The organism is Sphaerisporangium sp. NPDC049003, from assembly GCF_043197795.1.
Taxonomy (GTDB): Bacteria; Actinomycetota; Actinomycetes; order Streptosporangiales; family Streptosporangiaceae; genus Sphaerisporangium.
Window position 1 is genome coordinate 277779 of record NZ_JBICTU010000004.1, and the last position, 22009, is coordinate 299787.

Annotated in this window: 15 protein-coding genes; 3 read left to right on the forward strand and 12 right to left on the reverse strand. The window is 73.5% G+C overall.

Annotated features, from left to right (window positions below; translation table 11 throughout):
- Positions 1-9: 9 nt before the first annotated feature.
- The 7 genes from ACGFIV_RS06295 to ACGFIV_RS06325 all read right to left on the reverse strand — a co-directional run bounded on the left by ACGFIV_RS06295 (position 10) and on the right by ACGFIV_RS06325 (position 9016).
- A complete protein-coding gene (locus tag ACGFIV_RS06295; RefSeq protein WP_392832522.1) occupies positions 10-1245 on the reverse strand; it encodes an amidohydrolase family protein in 1236 nt (411 codons plus the stop codon).
- A gap of 267 nt (positions 1246-1512) precedes the next feature.
- Positions 1513-2358: a glutamate ABC transporter substrate-binding protein gene (locus tag ACGFIV_RS06300; RefSeq protein WP_358555359.1), complete on the reverse strand. Its 846-nt coding sequence runs from the start codon at positions 2356-2358 to the stop codon at positions 1513-1515.
- Between the two features lie 13 nt (positions 2359-2371).
- On the reverse strand, positions 2372-3838 hold the full coding sequence (locus ACGFIV_RS06305; protein ID WP_358555362.1) for a hypothetical protein: 1467 nt from the start codon (positions 3836-3838) through the stop codon (positions 2372-2374).
- 1 nt (position 3839) lies between these two features.
- Entirely contained in the window at positions 3840-4697 is an 858-nt protein-coding gene (locus tag ACGFIV_RS06310; RefSeq protein WP_358555365.1) for an FHA domain-containing protein, read from the reverse strand.
- Positions 4698-4699: 2 nt separating this feature from the next.
- On the reverse strand, positions 4700-5989 hold the full coding sequence (locus tag ACGFIV_RS06315; RefSeq protein WP_358555368.1) for a VWA domain-containing protein: 1290 nt from the start codon (positions 5987-5989) through the stop codon (positions 4700-4702).
- Positions 5982-6896 (reverse strand): protein phosphatase 2C domain-containing protein, encoded by a 915-nt coding sequence (locus tag ACGFIV_RS06320; protein ID WP_358555371.1) that lies wholly within the window; start codon positions 6894-6896, stop codon positions 5982-5984. Before ACGFIV_RS06320 ends, ACGFIV_RS06315 begins: the two co-directional genes overlap by 8 nt.
- A complete protein-coding gene (locus tag ACGFIV_RS06325) occupies positions 6893-9016 on the reverse strand; it encodes a tetratricopeptide repeat protein (RefSeq protein WP_392832622.1) in 2124 nt (707 codons plus the stop codon). Before ACGFIV_RS06325 ends, ACGFIV_RS06320 begins: the two co-directional genes overlap by 4 nt.
- On the opposite strand from ACGFIV_RS06325, the gene ACGFIV_RS06330 reads away from it, so the two are divergent.
- Positions 8901-9374 carry a hypothetical protein gene (locus ACGFIV_RS06330; RefSeq protein WP_392832628.1) on the forward strand — a complete coding sequence of 158 codons (474 nt, stop codon included), beginning with the start codon at positions 8901-8903 and terminating at the stop codon, positions 9372-9374. The genes ACGFIV_RS06325 and ACGFIV_RS06330 overlap by 116 nt on opposite strands.
- On the opposite strand, the gene ACGFIV_RS06335 is transcribed toward ACGFIV_RS06330, so the two are convergent.
- From ACGFIV_RS06335 to ACGFIV_RS06345, 3 genes are all read right to left on the reverse strand, one after another.
- A complete protein-coding gene (locus ACGFIV_RS06335) occupies positions 9349-10539 on the reverse strand; it encodes a hypothetical protein (RefSeq protein WP_358555379.1) in 1191 nt (396 codons plus the stop codon). The two genes, ACGFIV_RS06330 and ACGFIV_RS06335, sit on opposite strands and share 26 nt — an antisense overlap.
- A 220-nt stretch (positions 10540-10759) precedes the next feature.
- Positions 10760-10972: a hypothetical protein gene (locus ACGFIV_RS06340; protein ID WP_392832529.1), complete on the reverse strand. Its 213-nt coding sequence runs from the start codon at positions 10970-10972 to the stop codon at positions 10760-10762.
- 55 nt (positions 10973-11027) lie between these two features.
- Positions 11028-12068 carry a GTPase family protein gene (locus tag ACGFIV_RS06345; protein ID WP_392832532.1) on the reverse strand — a complete coding sequence of 347 codons (1041 nt, stop codon included), beginning with the start codon at positions 12066-12068 and terminating at the stop codon, positions 11028-11030.
- A 121-nt stretch (positions 12069-12189) separates the two neighbouring features.
- Between ACGFIV_RS06345 and ACGFIV_RS06350 the strand changes: the two genes are divergently transcribed.
- Both ACGFIV_RS06350 and ACGFIV_RS06355 read left to right on the forward strand, forming a co-directional pair.
- Positions 12190-15645 carry an AAA family ATPase gene (locus tag ACGFIV_RS06350; protein ID WP_392832536.1) on the forward strand — a complete coding sequence of 1152 codons (3456 nt, stop codon included), beginning with the start codon at positions 12190-12192 and terminating at the stop codon, positions 15643-15645.
- A 150-nt stretch (positions 15646-15795) separates the two neighbouring features.
- Positions 15796-17067 carry a hypothetical protein gene (locus ACGFIV_RS06355; protein WP_392832539.1) on the forward strand — a complete coding sequence of 424 codons (1272 nt, stop codon included), beginning with the start codon at positions 15796-15798 and terminating at the stop codon, positions 17065-17067.
- 48 nt (positions 17068-17115) lie between these two features.
- Here ACGFIV_RS06355 and ACGFIV_RS06360 read toward each other — a convergent pair whose 3' ends face one another.
- Together ACGFIV_RS06360 and leuA are read right to left on the reverse strand one after the other, a co-directional pair.
- Positions 17116-19908 carry an AAA family ATPase gene (locus ACGFIV_RS06360; RefSeq protein WP_392832542.1) on the reverse strand — a complete coding sequence of 931 codons (2793 nt, stop codon included), beginning with the start codon at positions 19906-19908 and terminating at the stop codon, positions 17116-17118.
- Positions 19909-20132: 224 nt separating this feature from the next.
- On the reverse strand, positions 20133-21983 hold the full coding sequence (gene leuA, locus ACGFIV_RS06365; protein WP_392832625.1) for a 2-isopropylmalate synthase: 1851 nt from the start codon (positions 21981-21983) through the stop codon (positions 20133-20135).
- Positions 21984-22009: the final 26 nt, after the last annotated feature.

The following is a 22009-nucleotide window of genomic DNA, read 5'->3' on the forward strand; positions in this document are numbered from 1 at the left end:
GCTCGCGCTTCACGAGGCCGGCCATCCGGCGAGGTCGTCGCGGACGATCTCGCCGCCCTTCATCACCCATCGGACCGCGCGGAAGGACGAAGTGGCGGCGAGCGGGTCGGCGTCCATCGCGATGAGGTCGGCGTACCGGCCGGCCTGGACGGTGCCGATGTCCGCGTCGGCGCCGAGCCAGCGGGCCGGGCCCAGCGTCCCCGCGTGAAGGGCGCCGGCCGGGCCGAGGCCAGCCTCCGACATGTACTCCAGCTCCCGCACCGTCGCGTTCGTCCCCTCGAACTGCCAGAAGGGCGGCATGTCGCTGCCGAGAAGCACCGGGACGCCCGCCTCAAGAGCCATGGCGTAGCTCTCCAGGTGCCGGGGGCCCGCGCCGAGAGACCGGCACTGCATCCACTCGGGCACCCCGAGCTCGTCGAAGAACTCCTTGCACCGCGTTACCAGCAGGGTGGGCACCAGGGCCGTGCCGCGCCCGGCCATCGCCGCCGCGACCTCGGGCGTGAGCTCGTAGCCGTGCTCGACGCAGTCGAGGCCCAGCTCCACGGCCTTGGCGATCACCTCGGCGGGGCCGGCGTGCGCGGTGACCTTGCGCCCCCACGCGTGCGCCGTGGCGAGCACGGCCTCCATCTCGTCGGCGAACAGCTGCGGGGTGTCGATCCGCTCGTGCTCGCCCGCGATCCCGCCCGAGATCATGACCTTGATGAGGTCGGCGCCCGCCTTGATCTGGGCGCGCACGCCCCGGCGGAACTCGCCGGGCCCGTCGCACTCCAGGGTGTCGGCGCCGTCGTGCCCGTGGCCTCCGGTGCAGACGAGGGCCCGTCCGGCCGTGAAGACACGGGGCCCCGGCACCCTGCCCGACTCGATCGCGCGCCGCAGCGCGAAGTCCGCGTGGTCCTTCTCGGCCACGCATCTCACCGTCGTGACCCCGCAGTGCAGGGTGCGGCGGGCGCCGTCCGCCATGTACAGGGCGAGGTCGTGCGGTCCCATGGCCCTGACGCTCTCACCGCCCTGGCCGGGCAGCGACAGCGACAGGTGGGTGTGCATGTTCACCAGGCCGGGTGTGACGTAGGCGCCGCCGAGGTCGACGCGCCTGACGTCCCCCGCCCGTTCGAGGAGCTCCTCGCGAGGCCCGGCGGCGGCGATGCGGTCGCCCTGGACCAGCACCGCCGCGTCATGGATCGGTCCGAGGCCATCGGCCGCCCTGCCGTCGACCACCGTGCAGTTGACGATGATCATGTCGCCCATCGGCCGGCCTCGATCCATGAGAGAACCCGAAGTTCATGAACAAGAGCGCGGCTTGTTCACCCGTAATATAGCCGTCCACACAGGATGTCCCACGCCACCCCCACCTCAGACGCTCCCCCTTGTTCACGAAATTTCACGAAATAGGCCATATGTCCGCTCGGGCGTGGGCGTGACGGCCCTCGCCGAGGACACGGCGGGCCGGCGGCGGCGCTCCGGCGGCCCGCACGACCTGGCCACCCGCGGCGCTCCGGCGGCCCGCACGACCGGTCAGCCGCAGCCCTCGAACTGCGGGACGGTGTAGCTGAGGGCCAGGCCGGACTTGGCGAACCACTTCTGCAGGAGCTTCTTGGCGGTCCCGTCCTGGTACATCTCGGTGATCGCCTTGTTGACCGCCTCGCAGCCGTCGACGTCCCCGGTGCGGATGCCCACGCCGTACCTCTCGTCGCTGAACGGCGCGTTGACGATCTTGGTACCGGAGGTGGCGAACCCCGCGAGGATCAGGTCGTCGGTCGAGACCGCGTCCACGGTGCCGGCCTTGAGGTCGCGGACGCACTCGCTGTACGACGCCGACGAGACCAGCGTGACGGGGATCTTCCGCTCCTCCTTCACCCGGCGCCAGGAGTTGGACCCGGTGACCTGGCAGAGCTTGCGGCCGCGCAGGTCGCGCACGTTGGTGACGCCGCTCTCCCCCGCGCGCACCAGCGTGTCCTGGTGGGCCACGTAGTACGGCCCGCCGAAGGACACCTTCGTCTTGCGTTCGGCCGTGATCGAGTAGGTGGCGACGACGAGGTCCGCCGTGCCGCCCCTGAGCATCTTCTCGCGCTCCGACGAGGGCGCCGCGACGAACGTGGCGGGCTTTCCGAGCTTGCGGGCGATGTAGGAGGCGACGTCGACGTCGAACCCGCTGAAGGTGCCGTCCTTCGCCTTGACCCCGAGCCCCGGCTGGTCGGGCTTCACGCCGATGACCAGCGAGTCCTTGTTGAGGATCGAGGCGCCGGCGCCGCAGGACGCGGCGAGCGGGATCGCGACCGCCGCGACCAGCGCCACGGCGGCGGCGCGCCGGGTATGACCTTCCCCGCGCCCCGCGCGGCGCTTCCGAGTGAGCGTGACCATCAAGACGTTCCCTTCAGCGGTACTCGGCGAGCCGGGGCCGGACACCGATGAGGATCAGCACGATGGCGGCCAGCGCCGCGGCCGGCGGCACCAGGTCCCACCCGCCGAGCGCGCCGTCGCCGTCGCGCACCGCGGAGTCGAACGCGTCGCGGTGCAGGGCCGTGAGCCGCACCAGGGCCTCGTCGTACGCGCCGAAGGCGGGTCCCATGGCGTCGTCGATCGCCTCGCGCCCCATCCCGCCCTCGGCCGACCGCCGTATCCGCCGGTCGTTCTGCTGGAACGCCTGGTAGCGCTTGAGCACCTCGCCGATGGCGTCGCGCTGGCCGGGCAGGGTGATGTGGGCGGCCTCCGAGCCGTAGAAACCGAGGAAGTCGGCCTTCCCGGGATAGGCGGCCACCCCGGCGTCCACGGCGGCGTAGTACTTGTCGAGGTTGCCGCCCGGGACGTACAGCACGGCCTGCGACTTGTCGAGGTACACCTGCTCGTAGGTGTCGGCGCGCTGCGGGTCGAGCAGGTACCTGCTCTCGTCGCCGTGCATGGTGTTGCCGATGGCGCGGGCCCGCGACAGCGCCAGCACCGAGTTGAAACCGTTCTCCTTGGCGTCGGTGAGCACGCCGCCCTCGTGGTGCAGGACGAGCACCGAAGCGAGCGTCAGCGCGCCGGTGACGAGCGTGGCGACCAGCAGCGGCAGGTTGAACGTCCGGCGGAACCTCCGGCTCAGGAAGACCTGCAGCACGACGAGCACGGCGAGCGCGAGCCCCCCGCCGAGGGCGACCCAGACGCGCCCCAACTGCACGGCGGACAGCTCGGCGAGGTAGGCGTGCCTGACGATGGTGCCGCTGTCGAGGGTCAGGTTGTACGCCTTGGGCAGCAGGTCGAGCCGCATCAGGTCGGTGGCCTGGCGGTAGACGTCGAGCACCGCCTGCGGGGGCGGCCCGGCCCCATGGCCCGACTGCTCGTCGAGCACCAGGGCGCGGGCGGCCAGCTGCTCGTACCGGCCGAGCCCGTCGAGCAGCGCCCGTACGGTCACCTGCTCGGTGGCGTCGCCGCTGGCAAGGTCGGCGGCCTGCAGCACGGCGCGGTCGGCCTGCGAGCGGCGCTCGTCGTAACGGTCGAGCGTGGCCTGGCGGCCCGGGCCGACCCCGGCGCTGCGGCCCGTGAGCAGCAGGTTGGCGACCTGGGCGTCCATGTCGCTCAACGCGAAGTACAGGTCGGCCGTGGCCACGACCTGCGGGCCCGCGGTGTGGCCGATGGCGTTCAGGCCGTCCTTGGCGTGCCCGATCGCGAGGGTCACCGTGGCGAATAGCAGCAGGACGGCCGCCACGGCGAGGGCCGCGAACAGGCGGATGCGCCCGGGGACCGTGCGCACCCTCCTGTCGCGGCGCGTGGGCGCGAAGCCCGGGGCGGGCGCGGGAGGCGCGGCGGGATCGGGGGCCACGACGGGAGCGGGGGCGGCGGACGCCGGAGCGGGAAGTGTCATCTCAGGCCTTCCGCACCGTGATGACGGTCCACGCGCCGACGTGCACGCGGTCGCCGTCGGCGAGGGGAACCGGGACGTTGACCTCCACGGCCTCGCCGTTCACCAGCGTTCCGTTGGCCGAGCCCGGGTCGACGAGCTGCCAGGTGCCCCCAGGCTGGGCGAGCAGCACGGCGTGCAGGTGCGAGACGCCGGGATCCTCCGGAGGCTCCGACAGGTCGATCTCCGGCACCATGGGCCGCGACTGCCTGCGCCTCCCGATGCGCATCTCCGCGCCGGTGAGGTGGACCAGCCGCTCCGGGCAGTACGGCGGGAACGCCACCCACGCCGCGTCGGGGCCGCCCTGCGCGATCATCGCGTCGTAGTAGGCGCGGTCGCCGGCGATCACCGCGACCCAGCCGCCCGCCGGGGCCTGCCCCGTGCCGCCCTGCGTCGCCTGAGAGGCGGGCTGGACGGGCGGCGCGGGCTGCCACGATCGCGGCGACTCGACGGGCTGGGCCGGCTGCCAGGACTGGCCGGGCCGCACCGGCTGCGCGGGCTGCCACGGCTGGGAGGGCGGGGCGGGCCGGGCGGAGGTCACCGGCTGAGAGGGGGGCGCGGCGGCGGGCTGGGATGTGCGGGCGCCGCCTCCGAGCACGAAGTCGTAGCCGCACGTCTCGCAGAAGCGGCCGCTGGGCGGCGCCCCGCAGTCGGGGCAAGCGCCGGGCTGCCCGCCGCCTCCCGGGGCACCGGGAGGCACGGCGGGACCGGCGGACGCCCCCGGTCCGGGCACGCCCTGGGCCGGGGTGCCCGACATCAGCGCGCCGCAGATGTCGCAGTATTCCTCGTCGGAGGAGTCGTGCCCTACGGGGCAGGTGGCCATCCTCAGTTCTCCGGGTCCTTGCGCAGGCGGACGGTACGGAAGGATCCCACGTCGAGCGCGATCTCGTCCGCCTTGTCGACGACGCGCTTCAGGCGGGCGGTTCCCGTCTCGGGATCGACGTCGATGACCTTCTCGATCAGCTTGGCGGTCGCCTCGTTGCCGGCCTCCTTGGCGATGCCGCGCGCCTTGCCCAGCCGCGCGGTCGCGGTCTCCTCGTCGCCGTCGTTGCGCGCCTGCAGGCCCTCCTGGATGAGCGAGGCCAGCTCCTGCTGCCCGGTGTAGTGGGCGACCCTGGGATTGATGCGGGTGGACTGGACGGGGTCGTCGCTCCACTGGGCGAGGATGTTGCCGCTGGCCAGCACCTGGCCGGTGCCGGGCAGCACCAGCTTCACCAGGCCCGCGCGCATCTCCTGGCCGACGTTGCCCGCCGGCACGCGCACGCTGACGTGGTACTCCCGCGACTCGCCGCCCCAGGCGCCCGTGGGGTAGTCGCCGGTCAGCGCGTCCACCTCGGTGCGGCGGCCGGTGAGGTCCTCCAGCGCCGGGGACACCTGCTTGACGAAGTTCAGCGTCGCCGCCCGGGGGGTCCACACGCGCAGCGCGACGTCGGCGACGGTCTTGCCCATCGACGCCTCGGTCATCGCCCGGAAGTCGGCCTCCAGTTCCTCTGGCCTGCGGATGTCCATCACGCTGCCGAGGAGGGTGGAGCCGATCCTGCGCACCTCGGCGACCACCCAGTCGGTGCCCACGCCGCGGCAGTCGCAGACGAACTTGCCGGAGGAGTAGGCGAGGTTGGCGTCGAACTCGGGGGCGGGCTCGTGCTCGTTCTTGCCGTCGGTCAGCAGGATGGCGTGCCTGATCGCGCCGGGGTGGTTCACCTGGTGGGCGCTGAACAGGTCGGCGGCGCGGCGCAGCCACCGTCCCATGGCGGTGCCGCCCTCGGCCCGCAGGCGGGAGATCGCGTCCTTGGCGGCGTGCCGGCTCTGAGCGTCCGCCGGGACGAGCCGCCCGCCGCCCGGGAAGATCACCTCGGCCTGGTGGTTCCCGGAGATCACCGCGAAGTGGACCCCGTCGCGGAGCGTGTCGACGGCGGCCTGGGCGGCCTTGCGGGCTTCGGCGATCTTGCCGTACGACATGGAGCCCGAGGTGTCGACGATGATCACCTCGGCCGCCTCGGCGACCGGGGCGCGTTCCATCGGACCGCTCGCCTCGACCGTGATGATCCCGTGGACCTCCTGGCTCCCCGCGGGCAGGTACTTGTTCTGGTCCACGCGAATGGTGAAGTCAGTCACTTCTCTCCTTCGGGAATGCCACCGTGGTGTCGGCCCGCTCCCCCTGTCCGAACGGGATGACCGCGACGGTGATGTTGTCGTGCCCGCCCGCCTCGTTCGCCAGCCGTACGAGCCGCCGCGCCGCCGCGAGAGGGGTTTCGTTCAACGCCGTGGCGGCCAGCGCCTCCGGCTCCGGGTAGTAGTTCCACAGGCCGTCGCTGCACAGCAGCACCACTCCAGGCCCGTCGGTGGTGAAGGTCCGGATGTGCGGCACGACCTCGCCCGCGTCGGCGCCGAGCCACGCGGTCAGCATGTGCGTGCCGGGGGTGGCGTCGTCGGTGGTGAGCAGCGCCGACTGCGAGCCGAGCCAGTACGCCCGGCTGTCGCCGACCCAGCCCACCGTGACGTGCCGCCCGGCGACCACCGCCGAGACGTAGGTGCAGGCGGGCGAGTCCTCGCCGGGCCTGGCCGAGAGGGCGACCGCGTCGGCCGCCAGGCGTACGGCCTCACGGGTGGCCGTCTCGGCGTCGTCGCCGTCGGCGAGCCTCTTGGCGAGGGTCGCCGCCGCGAGGTCGGCCGCGGCCTGGGACGCCTCGTCCGGGCGGGGGGAGGTCGACACCCCGTCGCAGACCACCGCCACGACCGACGCCGGCCCGACGGCGAGCAGGGCCATGGCGTCCTCGTTGCGGCTGTGCCGCAGGCCACGGTCGCTGACGCCCGCCGAGACCGGAAGCTCGATCTCGACGTGGTCGCGGCCCGTCGGCTGGAGCATGCCGCAGTTCTCGCAGTAGCCGTCCGCGCCCACGCTCGCCGACCCGCAGGCCGTGCAGGCCGCGCCTGCCGCCGAGGACAGGTCGTGACCGCACCCCTCGCAGAACGCCTCACCCGCGAGGACGCGCGTCCCGCACCGGGGACAGGAGCCGCTCACAGCATCGTCCTCGGGCGCACGGCGTTGGCCCGCCCGATGAGGGCGTGCCGGTCCTCGGTGGAGCCCGCCGACCTGGCGAGCGCGCGGTAGACCCGTTCCAGCTCGCCTCGCACGCCCCGCTCGTTCAGCGGGGTGCCGAGCAGCGTGCCGCCGCCGGACGCCGACTGGCCGGTGACGAACCTGGCGAGCGCGCTCTCAAGCACCTCCGAGGCGAGCCCGTCGCGGTCGCGGGAGTCCAGCTTGAGGTTCCGCAGCCGCTCGCCGGCGGCGACCAGCTCGGGCTCGGCCGGGGCCTGCCCCCGTACGGTCACCGCCACGGCGGCCACCTGGGCGGCGGTGCGGTGGATGGAGGTCGGGGGCACCTCGTCCAGGGCGTGGGTGGCTCCGGCGCGGTCGTGGGCGGCGAGCCGGATGCGCGCGAGGCCGAAGCAGGCGCTGACGAAGGAACGGTCGGTCTGCCAGACGGCCGCGTAGTGGCGGGCGGCCTCGGCGCTCGACCCGGCGGCCTCCAGCGCGAACGCGAGGGCCAGCCGGGGCGCGCTCTCGCCGGGGAACCAGGAGTAGAGCCCGTCGAAGTACCGCACGGCCAGGCCGGCGTCGCCCGAGGCCAGCTCGGCGACCCCCCGGTACCACCAGAGCCGCCAGTCGCCCGGCAGGTCGTTCCCCGCCGCCGCGTACAGGGCCTCGGGGACGGGGCGGCCCAGCTCGCTCAGCACCCTGATCAGCGCGAGCGAGGTCTCCGGGGTGGGAGGCGCCGACTCCAGCACGGCGATCAGCTCGTCGGGGTTGCCCGAGGTGAGGCCCGCGAGGAACCCCGCCGCGGGGTCGAGCGGGTCTACCAGGGGGACGGGCAGCGCGGACGCGGCGTCCAGCCGGGCGAGCGCCCCGAACACCTGGCCGGTGGTGGCCGGGGCCAGGTCGGTGCCCACGGCCGTGCGCTCGGGGCCGAACACGCCCGACTGGGCGCCGTGCGGGATGCCCTCCTCGGCGGCCCTGGTCTCCCTGAGCACGCCGACGAGCTGGTCGGACATCTCCCCGGCGTTCTGGAAGCGCCTGCCGGGGTCGGGGTCGGTCGCCCGGTGCAGTAACCGCTGGTAGGACTCGCGGGTGGGGCCCAGGTCGGGCAGCGGTGTGGTCGTGCCGCCGCTGGTGGGGCTGAACGGGTGGCTCAGCACGGCGAGCGTGCGGCCCACGGTGTACAGGTCGGAGGCCACCGAGGGGCCCTGGGACGCGATCTCCGGCGCCTGGTAGCCGACGGTCCCGTAGATCGCGCTGTCGGCGTCGTCCACGCGCCGCACGGCGCCGAGGTCGATGAGCTTGAGCTGCTCCTCCACCTGGATGACGTTGGCCGGCTTGAGGTCGCAGTAGAGCATGCCCCGGTCGTGCAGGTAGCCGAAGGCCCGGAGGATCTCCAGCCCGTAGGCGATGACCTGCGACAGCGGGAGCGCCTCGCGGTTGTCGGTCTCCCTGAGCCGCTTGCGCAGCAGGTCCTGCAGGGGCTCGCCGCCGACGTACTCCATGACGATGTAGCCGACCATCGTCCCGGTGCCGGGGTCGGGGTGGTTCACGAAGTTGAAGATCTTGACGATGTTCGGGTGGTCCATCGCCGTGAGGTGGCGCCGCTCGGCCTCGGCGGCGGCGAGCGCCTCCAGGTCACCGGTGTCGAGCAGGCCCTTCATGACGACCCAGCGGCCGTCGAGGTTGCGGTCGGCGGCCAGGTAGATCCAGCCGAGGCCTCCGTGGGCCAGGCAGCCCTTGACCTCGTACTGCCCGGCCACGAGGTCGCCGTCGCGGAGTTTCGGCGTGAACGAGAAACGCTGGCCGCAGTGCGGGCAGAACCCCTCGGGCCTGCCCGGCTGGCCGTCCCTGCGGCGGCCCACCGGCTTGCCGCAGTCGGGGTTGCCGCAGAAGCGCCGGTCCTCGGGCACCACGGGGTTGGCGAGCACGACCGCCGAAGGGTCCCGGTAGGGCACCGGGGGCACCTCGACCAGTCCCATGCCGAGCATGCCCCTGCGGGCCCGGGTGCTCGTGCGCCGGGAGCCGCCGCCGAAGCCGGTCGACGCCGCGCCGGACGAGCTGGTGGCGGCCGTGCCGGGGACGCCGATGGACGGCCTGGTCATCGAGCCCGGCGGCGGCCCGCCTGAGGCCGGCCCTCCCCCCGAGGGCCACGCGGTCGCGGGGCGTCCCGCGGCCGTACCGGAGGGCGGCGCGCCCTGGGAAGGCGCGACCACGCCGGAGGACGTCGAGGGCCACGCGGTCCCCGGACGGCCCGACGCGCCGACGCCGGGAGGGCCCAGCGGCGCGCCCTGCACGGCGGACGCGGGCCCGTTCGGCAGACCGCCGTTCCCCGGCCCCATGGAGGCCGGGGCGGGCTCGGGCGCGGGGGCCATGCCGCAGGTGTCGCAGTACCCGTCCACCACGGTCCCGGCGCATCCGGGTTGCGTGCACTTGGTCATCCGGCCGCTCCGATCCGAGTGATGGCCCGCTGGTACTCCGCGACCGCGACGGTGGCCCGCCGCAGGTCGCACGGCGCCGACCAGAGAAGGTCGCGCGCCGCTCCGTACAGCCCGGCGAGCGTGACGTCCTCCGCGTGGCCGAGGCGCACGGCCTTCGCCTGGTAGGCGGAGAGCCGGCCGCGAAGCTCGTCACGGCGGCCGATCAGGCCGCCGATCGACTCGGCGACCCTGCCCGCCTGCGCGAGCGCCTCCTCGACCCCGCGTTCGAGACCGGTCAGCCGCTCGACCAGCTCCAGCCAGCGGCCCTCCACCGTGCCGAGCGCGCCGAGCCGGTCGCGCAGCGCGGGCGCCTGGTCGGGCAGCTCGGGAAGGACGGGCGAGGCGATCTTCTGGGTGACCAGGTCCCGGATCCGGCGCGCCTCGTCCTCCGCATCGGCGACGCGCGCGATGCGCTCGCCGAGCAGGCGTGCCCGTTCGGCGTACTCGTCGCGTACCCGCACGGCCTGCTCCAGCGCGGCGCGGCGGGCGGCCACGGCGGCGGCCGTCGCGTCCAGCTCGCCGCGGAGGGCGAGGGAGCCCAGGGGGTCGGTGGTGACCGCGGCGCGGAGGCGGACGGCCTCGGCGTCGAGGCGGTCGAGCGCGGGGTCGGGCGTGCCGAGCTCGCGCGCCAGGTCACCCGCCGCGCGGCGCCCGGCGTCGGTCTCGTCGAGCTTGGGGAGCAGCGTGCTCCAGGCGGCGTCCACGGCCCCGATCGTCTCGGCGACCTCGCGGTAGGCCTGGTCCATGCGGGCGAGGACGACGTCCAGGGTGATCCACTCGCCGACGGCCCGGAGCAGGGAGCGCTTCTCGACGGGCACGTCGTCGGGCTTGAGCTCCACCGAGGGGCCGGTGAGCAGTGTGGTCAGCGAGGCGGTGTCGGGCCTGCCGGCGGCCCTGAGCTCCTGGGCGCGGTCGAGCACCCGGCGATAGGTGTCGAAGAGCCACCACAGGGTGACCAGCCTGACCCGCGCCTGTTCCCAGCGCCGCCCGGTCTCGCCGGTGGGGGTCAGGCCCTTGAGCAGCTCGTGGCTCGGGTGGCCGTCGAGGTCGAGCAGGTCGCCGGCGATGCGGTCGCGCTCGTCCATGCGGCGGCGCAGGGCGTCGTCGATCGCCGCAAGGCTCATCGACGGGCCGGCTGCCCCACGCATGCCCAACGCTCCGCGCCTCCCCCGGTGTCGGACGGACTAGTCCATCTACATACACATTCTTTCCATAATTTGGAGGCGCGCGTGCGCCCGGGGGGTCCGCGTGGGCCGGTATTCGATCACATACCGGTCACATCGCCGTTACACAAGGGAGGCCGGCGGGGGGTGAGAGGCGTCTCCGCACGTCGCGCGGGCACCGAAGGAACGCGGGAAGCGCCACGGATCAGCGCGCGACGAGCCAGTTCCAGATGCTCCTGACGACGTCGAAGCCCACGTCGGCGACGACGCCGAGCCGCCGCGTGACGGCCGCCTTGATGAGGTGCTCGATCGCGGCCTCGTCTCGGTACTGGACCGCGTAGTCGAGCCGCGTGAGGTACTCGGCGTCCTCCCGGCGCCTCGCCTCCACCGTCCGGAGGATCTCGTCGTCGTCGATCACGGCCGGTCTCCCGCACCCGGTGGGACGGCGGTTCCCGCGGGCCCCCGGTGGGCGGTCACAGGGGGAACCGGGCCAGGTCGAACGCCCTGACGCCGCGGACGCCGTCCCAGACCACGAAGTTGCCGTACTCCCGCATCGCGGAGACCGGCACGCCCGCCAGTTCGGCGGCGTCGTCCAGCACCCGCTGGAACCGGAAGACCGCGGTGGGCCCCAGCTTGTTGACCACGCTCACCATCAGCCGCGCGAGGTTGAAGCGGAACAGCGCCGAGCAGGGCAGGACGCGATGGTTGTCGCGCAGGCGGGAGAACACCGCGGCGTGCTCGGGATGGGCGGCGGAGTACCGCTCGCGCACCTGCTCGGTGAAATGGCCCCGATAGCGAACGGCGTGCCTGTCGAAGCTCAGCCGGTCGTCCGACACCGTGAACTCCCCGGTGTTGTACGTGCCGGCGCGCAGCAGGTCGCACCACGGCGCGACGACCGTCTCCTCGACGTGGGCGGCCCTGCGCTCCAGCCGGGCGGCCAGGGCCGGGCTGGGCACGAAGGAGCCGTGGGGCCCGCGCATGTCGAAGATCCACGGCGGCGGGGTCAGCGTGTCCGCCTTGGTGAGGACGAACGTCAGCTTGCTGACGACCTGGCGCCGCAGCTCCGGGTCCGCGTCCCGCAGGATCCGGTTCAGGCGGCGCGTCTCCTCGGCGGCCGACCCGCTGTCGGCGTGGACGGCCCAGATGACGACGTCGGACTCGGACAGCCTGTCCAGGTACATCGACCTGTACGCGAGGTCGGCGCCCGCCGACTCCCCAATTCCAGGCATATCCCAGAATGTCAGCGTATGGCCGGAATTGCCGGGAATAGAGATGACTCGCGGCTCACAGGTGGCCGGTTTCAGGTCTCCCACCGGCAACCGGGTGCCGAACAGGACATTGAGCAATGACGACTTTCCAACACCCGTTTGACCCATTATCGCTACACTTAAAGCCTTATTAGCCTCGGCGTCACGTTCCTGGCGTACGCTCTGCCTGACCTCTTCGAGCTGGCGCTCGTCGAGCGCGTCAACCGAAATTCGGTCGATCCTTGCCACGCGCTCACCCCACGTCATAGCGTTAACAAGTCTTTACGGCTGTTTTCTGCCACCGGCCCCATCGTGGCCATTGATCCTTGCGATGACCTTGCGGGGAAGGCCGTCGATTGCGAATCGCGAACCGATCCCGGCGGTGAACGTGGCGATATTCGATATCAGACTGCTCGGCGAGGTCTCGATCCTGGTGGACGGAGCGCCGAGGAAGCTCCTCCCGCAGACGGCCAAGGCCCTCGCCATGCTCGTCTCGGCCAGGAACCCGATCCCGCAGAGCACCCTGGCCGCCGCGCTCGGGCAGGGCCCTGACTGGCCGGTCGCCGACGTGGCGCCCCCGCTGTCGCGGTTGCGGCAGGCCCTCGCGGGCAGCGGGCTCGACATCCCTCCCGCCAAGTGGTCGCACGCCTACGAGCTGGTGGAGCGGCAGGAGGGTCACCTGGCGGCGACGCTGGACGCCTCCCGGTTCGAAAGGCGGCTGCGCGAGGGGCGCGAGCTGTACGACGAGGGCGACCTCACCGCGGCCATGGCGGCCCTGCGCGCGGCGGCGGGCGAGTGGAGGGGCGCTCCCTTCGCATCGCTGGCGGCCGGCTGGAGCCTGCCGTGGGTCTGCGAGACCTACCGCGCCAAGCTGGAGGAGCAGCGCAGGGAGCTCGTGCGGCTCGTCGCCAGGATCGCGCTCCAGCGGGGCCGCTACGAGGACGCGGGCTTCCTCGCCGAGGGCGTCGTCGGCGAGGGGCAGGACGACACCACCGCGGTGTGGCTGCTCCGCTTCCTCACCACCCTGCGCGAGGACGGCGGGGCCGCGGCCCGGCGCGTCGTCGAGCGGCGCCGCCTCCACTCGCGGGGCGACGAGGCCGTACGCCGCGCCGACGACCTGCTGGCCCTGCACGAGCACGGCTTCGACGTAGGGGCGCCGCTCGGCACGGGCAGTGAGCCTGAGGAGCAGGGCGGGCCCCCCGTCCTCGTCGGCCGCCGGCGGGAGACGCTGGAGCTCTCGCGCCTGATCGACCGGCTGGGCGGCGGCGACCCCGCGGCCCTCGCGGTGTGCGGCGTGGGCGGCATCGGCAAGACCCGCCCGCTGAGGGAGACAGCCCGCGTGGCCGCACGCACGCGGGTGCGCATGGTGACCGTCATGTGCAGGGAACTCGACGGCCTGCAACCGTGGCGCGATCTCTCCGGGGCGCTCTGGGCGCACCTGCGACGCGACCTGTCGAGCCCCGCCGAGCCGATCAGCACCCAGGAGCGGGACACCCTGGAGAAGCTGATGTCCGCGGGCGCGCTCGGCGGCTCCCCCGTCCGGCCCGGCCACGAGCGCGACCCGAGGGAGCTGACCTTCCTGCTGACGACCCTGCTGCGCCGGGCCGCCGGTGACGGCCTCCTGGTCGCCTTCGACAACGCGCACCTGCTCAGCCCGTACGCCGAGGAACTGCTCCAGCACGTGAGAAGGGGGCTCGGCCCCGCCCCCGTGGGCTTCGTCCTCGCCACCAGAGCGGAGGCCGCGCACTGGAAGGAGGCCATGGACACGGTCACCGTGTCCCCGCTGACCCTGGACGAGGTGGGGCAGTGGCTCGGCCAGGTATGGGGCAGGGAGCCGACGCCCGGCGAGACCAAGGAGGCCGCGCGGGCCACCGACGGCCTGCCGCTGGAGCTGTGCGACCTTTCCGAGCACGGCGAGCCGCGCTCCGCCCGCGCCGGGGCCGGTCCCGCCTTCCGCTGGCTCGCGGCCGCCGCGATCACCGCGCTGGGCCTGGACATCGACACCTCCCTGGTGGCGCGCATGCTGGATCTCCCACCCGGCGAGGCCGACCGCGACCAGGCGCTGGCCGCGGCGGGCAACGCCATCAAGGGCCACGACCGGGTGTGCTTTCCGCACGACCGCTCGCGCGAGGGCGTGCTGGACGACCTGAAGCGCGATCCCGCCCTGGCCAGGGACCTGCACCGCCGCGCCTTCGAGGCCCTGTCCGAGCGCACGACCACCCTGGGCTGGGTCGATCCCGCCCTGCCGGTGCGCATCGCCCAGCACGCGCGCGCCGCCGGGGCGGGCGTCCCGCAGGAGCGCGCCGCCGCGGCCTGCCTGGACGCGGCACGGGCCGAGCAGCGCGGGTTCGGCGTCGAGAGCGCGGTCGCCTGGGCGCACATCGGGCTCGGGCTCCGGTGCGACCCCGTCACCCGCGCCGGCCTGCTGATCACGCTGGGCGACGCGCTCAGCGACGGCGGCGACATGGACGAGGCGGGACGCCGCTACCTGTCCGCCTACCAGACCGCCGAGGGGCTGCCGAGACTCGCGGCGGCGGCGGCCATCCGGCTGGCCCGCAGGTGGTCCGCGCCCGGCCAGGTCGACCAGCAGCTCACCCACCTGCTCCAGGCCGGCATCGCGGGGCTCGGCGACGACTCCGGCGAGGAGGCCGTGGCGCTGCGCCTGCAACTGCAGGCCCACCTCGCCAAGAAGCAGACGATGGCGGTCGGCCAGAGCGCCGGCCCGGGCGGGCCGCCCCCGGAGGTGGAGCTCGCCCGCGCCACGCTGCGGGAGCTTCCTGTGGACGGCGACCCCCTCGTGCGCTGCGAGGTCCTCAACGAGTGCCGGTGGGCCCTGTTCGACCACGCCCGCCCGGGCGAGCTGCTCGACATCGCGGCGCGGCTCCACGACGCGGGGATCAAGGCGGGGTCTGCCTACTTCCAGAGCGAGGCCATGGTCGCCCTGGCCATCGACCAGCTCAGGCTCGGGATGCTCGGCGAGGCGCTCGGCACCGTCGACAGCCACCGCAGGCACGTCGCCCGCAACCCCCGCGTGCTCGGCCCCTGGCTCCAGAACACCCTGGACACGGTGATGGACCTGTGGAACGGCGACTTCCAGCGCGCCGAGGAGCGCCTCATGGGCGAGTCCCGGCGCATGGTCGACGAGCTGGCCGCCGGTCAGGCCGTCCCCGCGGAGACGCTCCAGCAGACGTGGATGGGGCAGTACTACTGGCTGCTCCACGAGCGGGGACGCATGAGCGAGCTGTTCGGGTCGGGGCTGGCCCGGCAGATCGAGCAGCACGGGTACTTCCCGATCTGGCGGGCCGCGCACGTGCTCGCCCTGTGCGAGGCCGCCCAGTACGACGAGGCCGCCGACCGGCTCGCGGCCATCGTGCGCGAGACGTCCGGCCTGGAGGCGCTGCCGCCCCACGGATGGACGGTGCCGACGCTCGCGGTCCTGGCCGAGGCGTGCTCCCTGATCGCCGAGGCCGGCGTCGAGGGAGCCGGGCTGGACGCCCACGTGCCTCTGCTGCGCGACCGGCTGGCCGCCTATCCCGAGGAGATCGTGCTCGCCGGGTGGCCGACCGCGCTGCTCGGGCCGACCGCGCGGTTCCGCGGGCTGCTGGCGATGACCGCCGGGGACGCGGCCGGGGCGCTGCGCTGCTACGAGGAGGCGACGCGCATGGTGTCCGCCGCGCCTCCGCACATGGCGAGGATCCAGCTCGACCGCGCCAAGGCCCTGCGGCTGCTCGACCCGGCCGACCCGGCCGGGGAGGCGACCCGCCTGCTGCACCGCTCGCTCCGCCTGGCCGACCGCCTGGGCATGGCGCGGGTGTCCGCCGAGGCCCGCTCGCTCCTGGTGTGACGACGCCCCCCTGTACGGACCTCACGCGGCGGGCGCCCGAAGGCCGCGTGGCGAAGGGTTCATCCTCAGGTTGGGGGATGACGGACCCACGGGGACGGCGAAGGATGGGGGACGGCAGTCGTCAGGGCACGCGTGTCGGAAGGAGCCGCGATGATCGCCATCGACATCCCCCTTTGGGCCGCGCGGCTACGGGCCTGGCGGCGGGGCAGGCTGTGGAGCCGTGAGGAGCTCGGGCGGCGCCTCGCGGCCGAGGCGGACGAGGACACCCGCGACCGCCTGCCCGCCGGACGGGGGCTCACGGAGACCGTGCGCTCCTGGGAGACCGGCGAGCGGCGCCCGGGCGAGCGTCACGCCGAGCTGCTCTGCCGCCTTTACGGCGCGGGCGAGGCGGACCTGTTCGGCGAGAGCGGGGAGCCCGCCGGCACGGCGCTCTGGCACCACCTGACGGGCGTCCCGCTGGTGCCGGGCCGGTTCACACCCGAGGAGGAGGAGCGGACCGGCCGGGCGATCGAGAACCCGGCACGGGCCGACCTCCAGACCGTGGCCTACCTCGAAGCCCTCCTGGACGCCTGTGCCCGGTCCTCCCGCCGCCCGGCCGACCTGGCCGACGTCCTGTCCCCGGTCTTCACCCTGATCGAGGGCTTCCACGGCGACGCCAGGCCGTCCGTGCGCCGGGCCCTGATCATGCTCTCGTCGGAGGACGCCGAGACGATCAGCCGCATGCGGTACGAGGCGGGCGACCTCGGCGAGGCCCTGCGGTGGTCCGACCGGGCCCGGCGCGCCGCCGGCCAGTCGGAGGACGAGCGGTTGGTGGCGTACACGCTGGCCGGCCGGGCCGGGCTGACAGGCCCGCGCAGCGATCCCGGCGAGGTGGTGGAGATCGCCGTCGCCGCCCGCGAACGCCCGATCAGGGAGCACGCGGCCCCTTCCCCGCGCCTTGCGGCGCTGACCCGCCTGCGCGAGGCACGGGGCCACGCCATGGCCGGGGAGGAGGACATGTGCCACCGCCGCCTGGAGGAGTCCGCCGAGCCGCCCGAGGCCGAGCCGGAGGAGCGTACGAGGTACACCTTCGGCTACTCCCCCTCGCTGCACGAGGTGCTGGCTGCTGAGTGCTTCCTCGACCTCGGCCACCTGGACGACGCGATCGAGATCCTGGAACGGGAGCTCGCCTCCGCCCAGACGAGCGCGGCGACCGCCTACGACCTGGCCCGCCTGGCCCACGCGTACGCCGACGCGCACGAGAGCGAACGCTGCGCGCAGGTCGCGCGCCGCGCGCTCGATCTGGCGAGGCAGACCGGCGCGGCGCGCGCCCTGCGCGAGCTCCGCCTCACGCGAAGCGGTCTCCTCCCCGGCCCGAGGCGGCGTCGGCCATGGAGGCCGGGAACGCCGGGGGCTCCGGGGGGACCGCGCTGGGCGACATGAGCGCTCCCGCGGCGGAGGCGGTTCAGGCGGTTCTGGGGTGGTGCCGTCTCAGGCGGGCATCGAGGTGCCGAGCTCCAGGGTGGAGGGCAGCTCGGCCCTGCTGGTGATGTCCAGCTTGCGGTAGGTGCGGGTCAGGTGCTGCTCGACGGTGCTGACCGTGACGTACAGTTTGTCGGCGATCTCGCGGTTGGTGTAGCCGGCCGCGGCCAGCACCGCGACCCGCCGCTCGGCGTCGCTCAGGATGGCCGTCACGTCGGCGACCTCGGTGGCCGAGCCGGTGACCGCGGCGGCGCCGGCGTCGCCGTCCCGGGTGAGCGACCTGTTCAGCGGGTCGGCGTGGCACTCCTGCGCGACCGCGCGGGCACGGCCGCCGATCATCCCGGCCCGCCGGTACTCGCCGAGCGCGTGGAAGGCCTCGGTGAGGTCGACGAGCACGCGCGCCAGCTCGTACCGGTCTCCCCCCGACTGCAGGAGGTCGCCTGCCTGCCGGAGCAGCATGGGACGGTGACGGGGCTCGCTGGTGGCCGCCAGCAGGCGCATGGCGATGCCGTGCACCCTCGGCGCGCTGGTCCCGCAGCGCCTGATCTGCTCCTCCACCAGGCGGCGGGCCTGGTCGGGCCGTCCGAGCCGCAGGCACGCCTCGGCCGCCTCGGTCCGCCACGGGATCAGCCAGGGCACGTCGAGGTCCCACCTGCCCATCAGCTCCCCGCACCGCTGGAAGTCCCGCAGCGCGAGCTGGGCGTGGTCGGTGGCCAGGCTGTAGCGGCCCCGGGCGTGCAGGTAGTGCAGTCCCCACCGGGTCTGGAACATGGCGTCCGGCACGGGCTGGTCGAGCAGCTCGTTGACGGCGTCGTGGTTGCCCATGGCGGTGGAGGCGATCACGAGGCTGGACAGCGGGCCGCCGACGGCGACGCCCCAGCCGCTCAGCGGGATGATGTCCAGGGCGAGGCGGCCGTGGAACTCGGCGCCGAGCATGTCGCCCTGGCGGAGCGCGATCTCGGCCCTGATCGCCGACAGCCGTGCCCGCCTGCTCGGGGCGTGCCTGGAGGAGGCCTCGTCGATGAACAGGTCGCACCACGGCGCCGCCTTGTCGGGCCGTCCGCCGTAGGTGAGGGCGAGCAGGGCGCTCTCCACGGTGTCCATCGACATCTCGTCGAGGCGGGAGCTGCGCAGGATCCGCTCGACCACGGCCACGATCTCGTCGCGTGGCCCCCTGGTCAGCACGGCGGCGAGCGTGATCGCCGACTCAAGGCGCCGGTAGGCCGCCACCGACAGGATGGCGGCGCGGGACTGCTCGCCGGTCACCTGGGGAAGCTGGGAGAGGAACGGGGTGTAGGAGCAGCGCAGCCAGGGGCGGGTGACCACGAGCTCGGTCACGGTGTCGGCGTCCAGCTTCTCGCCCGACTCGCTGAGGTGCTTCAGCACGTCCTGCGCGTCGTCGAACCGGCCGTGCCACATCAGGGCCTTGGCCAGCACCACCGCGTCGCTGCCCCGCAGCTGCCCCCGGTGGAGCGCGTCGGTCAGCTCGGGGAAGTGGCCGGTGGGCGTGCTCGGGTTGATCCGCCACTCGGCGCGCATGAGCGCGGTGGTGATCCTCACCCGCTGGTGGTCGTCGGTGCTGATCCGGCAGGCCAGGCGGAGGTAGTCCACGGCGGCCTCGACGCGGCCGTCGCGCAGCGCGTGCCGGGCGGCGTCCTCCAGGACGTCGACCGCCCAGCGGTCGTCGACGCGCCCGGCGTGGAGAAGGTGCTCGGCGATCACCGTGGTCGAGCCGCCGCTGTCGTAGGCCAGCTCCGCGGCGCGGCGGTGCAGCGTGCCCCGCTCGCCGGGGTCGAGCTCGGCCAGTACGGCCGCGCGGGCCGCCTCGTGGCGGAAGCGGCCCATGGTGAGCAGCCCGGCGGTGGAGAGGGCCTGGAGCTCGCGGGACACGAAGTCGGGGCCGACGTCCAGGAGCTGGTCGAGGGATCCGGGCTCACCGAGGATCGCGAGCCCCCACGCGACCTGGAGCATCTTCGGGTCGGCGCGGTGCAGGCAGGCGAGGACGGCCTGCCCGTATCCGTCCCCGGGGACGAGCTCGGCGGGGGGCTCTCCCGCGGCCCGTGTGGCGGCCTGGTAGTCCTCCACCAGCCCGGCGGCGAGCAGCGGGTTGCCGCCGCTGAGCGCGTACCACTCGCCGGCGAACCGCTCGGCGCCCTGGGTCCCGAGCTGCTCGGCCACCAGGCTCATCACCCCGGCCTGGGACAGCGGGGCGAGCTGGACGCGGCGGCAGTGGGGCTGGCGGAGCAGCTCGGTCGGGAAGGAGGTCTCGGCGTAGCGCCCGTGGGTGGAGTGGCTGAACACCGCCACGATGGAGGCGAACCGCACCCGGCGCGACAGGTAGGCCAGGCAGAGCAGCGACGCCCGGTCGGCGTGGTGCACGTCGTCAACCACGATCATCAGGGGGTAGCGCTCTGACAGTTCGAGCAGCACGGTGCACAGGGCGTGCACGATCTGCGCGTCGACCTGCTTCAGGGTGTCGGTCTCGGGACCGGACGACGTGACGGTGCGGGCGCCCTCCCGCAGCAGGGCCATGGCGCGCTCACGCTCCTCAAGGACCAGCGGGGCGTCCTGGATGAGCTGGCCAAGGACGCCGAGCGGCAGGTCCCTCTCGGCGAGCGAGCCCGTCGCCGTGATGGGCAGCGCGCCCAGCTCGGCGGCCTGCTCGGCGAAGCTGTGCAGCAACTCGCTCTTACCGGTGGCGACGGTACCGCTTACCAGGGCGACCCGGCCCTTTCCCATGATGGCGCTGGCGAGTAGGCCCTCCAGGGAGGCAAGTGCCTCCTGTCGTTCGATCAGGCTCATGACGAGCCTCCCTTTTTCCCGACGAATTTCACATGTCGCCGCGGATCAGAAGCACAGCCTTGAGGACCAACGATGTGAGCGGATCCAATGAATCGCGCACAACACGTCGTTTCCCAGCCGAACTCGCCGCATGATCGTGGCGCCTTTCCGATTGTCCGTACTTGTCCGTTTTTTCTAACAATGGCCACGTTAGGCTTCGGCGCCTTCCAGCCCTTATCGCGCGGCTATCGCCGCGAGGCCATCGACGGACGGGACGGACGCGGCGCGGGCACGCCGTGGTCGGCGGGCTTGCCCGCCTGGGCCGGCACGGCCTCGGCCGCGACCTGCGAGGGCGCCACGGCCCCGGCCGGGGAGGTGCCGGGCACGGCGTCGAGCCGGGCCCGGGTGACGGCCGAGCGCACCGCCGACAGCGAGGCCGCCTCCACGTCGCGGTCGACGCCCGCGCCCCAGAACGTGCCTCCGCCGACCCGGCACTCGGCGTAGACGACCGCGCACCCTTCGGCCTCCCGGCTCACGGCGGGGGGACACGCGGTGCGGTGCACGGCACGTACGTCCACGCCCCACCGCGCGAGCGCGCCCCGCACCTCGCGGACCGAGTCCGACCGCGCGCCGCCGACGTCGAACCGCTCGCCGTCGATGTGGAGCTCGGCCGTCACGGGCTCGCCGGTGAAGACGAGCGGGATGGGGAGCAGGGGGTACTCCACGTACCGCCGGTCGAAGATCCGCTTGACCCGGTCGGGGGTGATCTCCCCGCCCTCGGCGTCGGCGATCTCCTGGACCGCGCCGACGAAGTCGACCTGCAGCGGGCGCGGCAGGTTCATCCCGTGCCGCGCGCTCATGACGTACGCCACGCCGCCCTTGCCCGACTGGCTGTTGATCCGGACCACCGCCTCGTACGTGCGGCCGACGTCCCGGGGGTCGAGCGGCAGGTACGGCATCTCCCAGGGGAGCTCTCCCACCCGGACCCCCGCCTCGCCCGCGGCCTTCTCCATGGCGTCGAAGCCCTTCTTGATCGCGTCCTGGTGCGAGCCCGAGAAGGAGGTGTAGACCAGGTCGCCGCCGTACGGGTGGCGGGGGTGGACCTGGATCTCGTTGCAGTACTCCACCGTGCGGCGGACCCCGTCGAGGTCGGAGAAGTCGATGCCCGGGTCGACGCCGTGGGTCAGCAGGTTGAGCCCGAGCGTGACCAGGCAGACGTTTCCGGCCCGCTCCCCGTTGCCGAACAGGCAGCCCTCGATGCGCTGTGCCCCGGCCAGCAGGGCCAGCTCCGACGACGCGACGCCCGTGCCGCGGTCGTTGTGGGGATGGATCGACAGGCAGACGTGCCGCCGCCGGGAGAGGCTGCGGTCCAGCCACTCGATCTGGTCGGCGAACACGTTGGGCAGCGAGCGCTCGACGGTCGTGGGGAAGTTGAGGATGATCTCGCGCCCGGGCCCCGGCCGCCAGACGTCCATCACGGCCTCGCAGACCTCCAGGGAGAAATCGAGCTCCGTGTCGTTGAAGAGCTCGGGTGAATACTCGAAACCCAGGTCACACCCGCTCAGCAACTTGTCCGCATATTTCATGACCAGCCGGGTTCCCTGTACCGCGAGGTCCTTGCATTCGTCGCGGTTCATCCCGAACACCACGCGCCGGAACAGCGGCGAGGTGGCGTTGTACAGGTGGATCGTGGCGCGCGGGGCGCCTTCGAGGCTCTCCACCGTGCGCCTGATCAGCTCGTCACGCGCCTGCACCAGGACCGAGACGCGCACGTCGTCGGGGATCAGGTCGCGCTCGATCAGCCTGCGCACGAACGCGAAGTCGTCCTGGCTCGCCACCGGGAACCCGACCTCGATCTCCCGATACCCCATGCGCACAAGAAGGTCGAACATCGCCATCTTGCGGTCGGGGGTCATGGGGTTGGCCAGCGACTGGTTGCCGTCGCGCAGGTCGGTGGAGACCCAGCGCGGAGCCGAGGCGATGGTCCTGTCCGGCCAGAGGCGGCCGGGGAGGTCCACGGGCGTGGACGGGTGGTAGCGGGCGGCCGGAGGCCTGCCCGCCTTCGGGGCGTGCGCGGTGTCCGCCGCGCTCGGAATGCCGGGGGTCGTCACTGTCGGATTCC

What these genes read in the sequence shown, in the direction of transcription:
- ACGFIV_RS06295 (WP_392832522.1), bottom strand. Translation starts at nt 1,245, where the DNA reads ATGGGCGACATGATCATCGTCAACTGCACGGTGGTCGACGGCAGGGCG.
- ACGFIV_RS06300 (WP_358555359.1), bottom strand. Translation starts at nt 2,358, where the DNA reads ATGGTCACGCTCACTCGGAAGCGCCGCGCGGGGCGCGGGGAAGGTCAT.
- ACGFIV_RS06305 (WP_358555362.1), bottom strand. Translation starts at nt 3,838, where the DNA reads ATGACACTTCCCGCTCCGGCGTCCGCCGCCCCCGCTCCCGTCGTGGCC.
- ACGFIV_RS06310 (WP_358555365.1), bottom strand. Translation starts at nt 4,697, where the DNA reads ATGGCCACCTGCCCCGTAGGGCACGACTCCTCCGACGAGGAATACTGC.
- ACGFIV_RS06330 (WP_392832628.1), top strand. Translation starts at nt 8,901, where the DNA reads ATGCCCCTGCGGGCCCGGGTGCTCGTGCGCCGGGAGCCGCCGCCGAAG.
- ACGFIV_RS06325 (WP_392832622.1), bottom strand. Translation starts at nt 9,016, where the DNA reads ATGACCAGGCCGTCCATCGGCGTCCCCGGCACGGCCGCCACCAGCTCG.
- ACGFIV_RS06335 (WP_358555379.1), bottom strand. Translation starts at nt 10,539, where the DNA reads ATGCGTGGGGCAGCCGGCCCGTCGATGAGCCTTGCGGCGATCGACGAC.
- ACGFIV_RS06345 (WP_392832532.1), bottom strand. Translation starts at nt 12,068, where the DNA reads ATGACGTGGGGTGAGCGCGTGGCAAGGATCGACCGAATTTCGGTTGAC.
- ACGFIV_RS06355 (WP_392832539.1), top strand. Translation starts at nt 15,796, where the DNA reads ATGATCGCCATCGACATCCCCCTTTGGGCCGCGCGGCTACGGGCCTGG.
- ACGFIV_RS06360 (WP_392832542.1), bottom strand. Translation starts at nt 19,908, where the DNA reads ATGAGCCTGATCGAACGACAGGAGGCACTTGCCTCCCTGGAGGGCCTA.